The organism is Sulfuriflexus sp. (assembly GCF_032250955.1).
In the GTDB taxonomy this organism is placed as follows: domain Bacteria; phylum Pseudomonadota; class Gammaproteobacteria; order AKS1; family AKS1; genus Sulfuriflexus.
Map to the genome: position 1 here is coordinate 1 of NZ_JAVVES010000112.1, position 4,094 is coordinate 4,094.

At 55.3% G+C, this 4,094-nt stretch carries 5 protein-coding genes; all 5 read right to left on the minus strand.

The genetic code is table 11. The features are described 5' to 3' along the window. Positions 1 to 626: DUF6607 family protein (locus tag RQ738_RS13215; protein ID WP_314165772.1), on the minus strand; the 626-nt coding region annotated here is incomplete at its 3' end. 234 nt (positions 627 to 860) lie between these two features. Further along, a complete protein-coding gene (locus RQ738_RS13220) occupies positions 861 to 1,469 on the minus strand; it encodes a hypothetical protein (protein ID WP_314165773.1) in 609 nt (202 codons plus the stop codon). Between the two features lie 76 nt (positions 1,470 to 1,545). Then, complete coding sequence (locus tag RQ738_RS13225) at positions 1,546 to 2,688, minus strand: cobalamin-independent methionine synthase II family protein (protein WP_314165774.1); 1,143 nt, start codon at positions 2,686 to 2,688, stop codon at positions 1,546 to 1,548. A 105-nt stretch (positions 2,689 to 2,793) separates the two neighbouring features. After that, complete coding sequence (locus RQ738_RS13230; RefSeq protein WP_314165775.1) at positions 2,794 to 3,204, minus strand: DUF6152 family protein; 411 nt, start codon at positions 3,202 to 3,204, stop codon at positions 2,794 to 2,796. Between the two features lie 37 nt (positions 3,205 to 3,241). Next, complete coding sequence (locus tag RQ738_RS13235; RefSeq protein ID WP_314165777.1) at positions 3,242 to 4,003, minus strand: hypothetical protein; 762 nt, start codon at positions 4,001 to 4,003, stop codon at positions 3,242 to 3,244. Positions 4,004 to 4,094 lie beyond the last annotated feature (91 nt).

Here is a 4,094-nt window from a genome sequence, read left to right on the forward strand (position 1 = left end):
GAATCGTCTACCTGGAAGACAGCCTGAGCCCAGCTTCCCTGTCGTTGCTCCTGGTTTACCTGTACATGTAGCCACACTTGATTACCGGTATATACCAACAGTTCCGGTTTTTCATACTGCCAGTCCTGACGCCAGTGTTTCTGTACGAAAGGACCCATCAATTCGCCCTCTTTCCCCACGGCGAACATCACCATGATGTGCTGCAGACTGATGAAATTCTCCGATTCCTCAACCACATAAATATATTCGGTACCCCACGACTGATAAGGGCGGGAACGTACGAAATCAGGGGTATAACCCACTGTTTCCAGGAACTCGAAACTGCTGCGATAGGGTCCTGCCATGGCAAGGATTGCACGCCTGTCCTTCTCTTTGGTACTGAGACCGTCCTCCTGCAAGGCCAACCAGCCGGCATGCGGCTGGGGATCCAGCGTCAAGGCCGCCCCCTTGCTGCTGCCGCCGCGAGGGTCGAAGTTACAGTCCCCAGCCATTGACCAACTGAAGGTGTAACGCAAACTTTGTGGACAATCCAGACTATCATCTGCCGCCTTTACCTGCATGGCAGCGACCATTCCTGCTGTCAGCAACACGACTGGGAGAAAAGTGGTTCGTATAAATCTGTTCATGATTCTCTCCTTGCTCTCCCCTTTGGCAGGAGTCCAGGAAACCTCCCGAACAAGCTCCATACCGTCATCCCGGCGCCATACCGTCTATTTTCTCAAAGAAATAAAATGATAATCATTATCATTTAAAAGTCAAGTGCTTGACTGGATGCCAAAGCCGACAGGATCAACTTACTCCGACCCCTTTGATCGACCCCTTTGATCTGGCAGGATCAAGTTACTCTGACCCCTTTGATCTCAGCGGAGACGCCTGACATCGATGAAGCCTTTCAGCTCGCTGGCCGCCAGGCGATACGAGTTGCCCCATGTCGCGGTATAGATCTTTACCTCCTGGCCTTCTTTCAGGTTGTAGGCCCTGTTGTACTTCTGCTGCCAGACCTGGCCACTGGCCAGCGTGATGATCCAGCCGTCGGGGGCACGTTTCAAGGACTTGATTCGGTCATGCAGGATTTCTTCATCGTCTTCGGTGGTCACGACAGCCTGATCGCTTTTTCCAAACTGCTCCAGGCGGTCCGCATCGTTGGCAGCCTCTTCCTCCTTGCGCAGCCGCGCCAGTTCCTCGCGCATCCTTTTGTTTTCCTCTTGTAACCGGGCACCTTGCAACTGGACACCGTCACTGCCTTGCGGCGCTGCATTCTGCCTGCTTATTGCATCCTGCTTGATTACCGGCTCTGCACCGCTCTGTGTCATTGCCCTATCCGCCAACGCGTCGTAACAGGCAACGCGCGCCACATCCACCGTGATAGCCCGGCACTGACTGACGTCGACGTAAACCGGCGTCTGCGCAGCTGCCAGCATCGGGACAAGCAGCAACAACACAATATTCAGGATAGCGCCGGCTTTCATGATCCCTCTTTCATTGCATGTATTCGACACAACAGTTACCTCGGTTTCGATCTCGTGACAGCGATAAAATTTTTTGTTATTTCCAGCACCACTGCGATGCAATGGCGGCGCCTTCTGCCAGTGACTGCAGTTTCAGCCAGACCACTTGTGGATCGATGGAGGCCTGGCCGACATGAATGCTGAAACCGCAGTCGGTGCCGGCCATCACATTCTCGCGTCCCACCAGATCGGCGTAGCGCTTGATGCGCTGGGCGATCAGCTGCGGGTGCTCAATATAGTTCGACTGGCATTCAACCACACCAGGACACAGAATCTTGCCTTCGGGCAGCCGGTAATCCTCGAACAGTGCCCACTCATGGGCGTGGCGCGGATTGGCCGCTTCGAACAGCAGGGTCTGGGGTTTGGCCTGCATCACTATGTCGATGATGTCGGCAAAATTCATGTCGCAATGGTGAGGACCGCCGTAGTTGCCCCAACACAGATGCATCCGCAATTGCTCGGCGGGAATATTGGCTACCGCGTGATTGAGCGCCTCCACATGCAGGGCCGCACGTTTGCGGAAATCTGCCAGCGTTACCCCACTCGAATTCATATGCCGTCCCATCGCGAGATCGGGACAGTCGATCTGCAAGGTGGCGCCGGCTGCCGCGATGGCCTCGTACTCGGTTTTCATCGCCTCGGCTATCGCAAACACATACTCTTCATGCGTCGTATAATATTCGTTCTTGAAGAAAATTGACGTGACGCCCGGAGAGGCCGAGCTGAAAAACACCTTCTCCATATCCTGTCCTGCGGCCTGCTGCATGTTGCGGATGTCAGTATCAACATCATCGGTCATCTTGATGCTGATGGGCCCCTTGCAGCCGGGTGCGTGCCGGTGCTGACGGGCGGGATCTTCACCAACCCGGCGCGCCAGGTTGGGAAAGTCCACCAGATCGGCAAAAACATAGCTGTTTTCGCTGCCCCCAAAGCCGTTGAGACGGTCCTTGATATAGGTGGCGTAACTGGGTTTGGACATTTCCCCGTCGTTGACGATGTCGATGCCCAGCGCCCGCTGCCGGCTGACGATGTCCAGTACGGCCTGGTGCACCCGCTCCTGCAAGGCCTGCTCATCGACCGGAATGCCGTCTTCCACGGCCCACATCATTTGCATGAGATCCTTTTCACGCGGCAGGCTGCCAACATGGGTGGTAAGAAATTTTTCAGTACTTCTGGCCATCGTTTGCACTCCGGATATTGTTATGTTTTGAATAGAAACACAGGCAATGCATCTCATGCAAGATCAAGCAACACGGGGTTGAGATACCTGTGCCGCTAAAGCGCTTTAGCGGCTGCCCTGGGCGGGCACGACCGGGGTGCCATCCGCACGCACCGGAGTGCGGCCCTGACCTTCCATCAAGATACCATGGGCGGTTTCGAGCAGCGCGGGGTGACCTGACAGCGTGATCGTTTCGCCCACCTTGAAGGTATCTGCGCTGTAACCACGGCGCACGAGGTGGGTCACGGCTGAGCCACCGTAGCTGACATCCCACTCCTCAACCACGCCGGCGGAGTTGGTCACTTCGAGGGTCAGGCTGGGGTGCGGATTGATGAAGCGCCAGGCTTTGACCCTGCCGGTAATCTCGATGTCAATTTCCTCGTTATATATGCCGTTGGTGCTGTGGTGGGCGAAAGCGGACTGTACCAACAGGCCCAAGGCCAGCGCAGCCGTGCCAAACAGTTTGATCAGTTTCATTGCCGGTTTCTCCTGGCTGTCTGTTCAATATCGGGTTTCAGTAAGTGATACGCTCGATCGGGGGATCGTTCGGATAGTTACTGGGCATTAGTTTCAGAATGCCACGCGAAGCCTCGAGATCGCAGGCCCAGGGCAGTGCCAGCTCATTCGGGTCGCGCTGGCCGCGCACCTTGTACACCCAGGGTTCTTTCAGGAAGAAGGTGTCGATGGTGCTGATTTCGATGACGAGCTTGTCGTTTTCCAACCAGTAGCGCTCGCTCACCTGCTTCTGTGTCGATGAGGCCAGTTTGAAGTCAGCATTCAGGCCCTGCGGATCGAAGGTGAACTTATTGGTCACCACAATCAGTTCGCCGTTCTCATAACGGCCGTGTGAATGCCCGAAATAGGTGAACTCGTTGGTGCCGGGTTCGGCATGCTCGTGGCCTTCCAGCCACACGGTGCGCACGACATCATCCTTGCCATAGGTGAAAATCACTCGATCGTCCAGTTGCTCGATCTGATGAGAATAAGGGTCTGTCCACAGGTGCGGGATCGATATCGGCGCGCAGTCATACTTGGGCTGTGCCGCTTCATCTATGGCATCACGATAGGCTTTGGCGCGTTCGGTCAAGCGTGCGTCGTCTTGTTCCAGAATCATGCAGCCGAAGCCACTGCCATCGTAACAGGAGCCCCATTGCCAGACGCCACTGAGCGCCGGGATGTCATCGTCTGCGGCAAAGACCGCAGCAGAACTGAAAAATAACAGGGTTGTGCACTGCAACATGCTGAAATATTTGGAATTATTGCTGCGTGGTTTCATTGTCCTCTCTCGTTGTCGTGTAAAAATCAGCCCACCCCCTGCATGATTACCTTTTTTGCCGGGTCGATCAATCCCGAAACGCAAAGCAGGG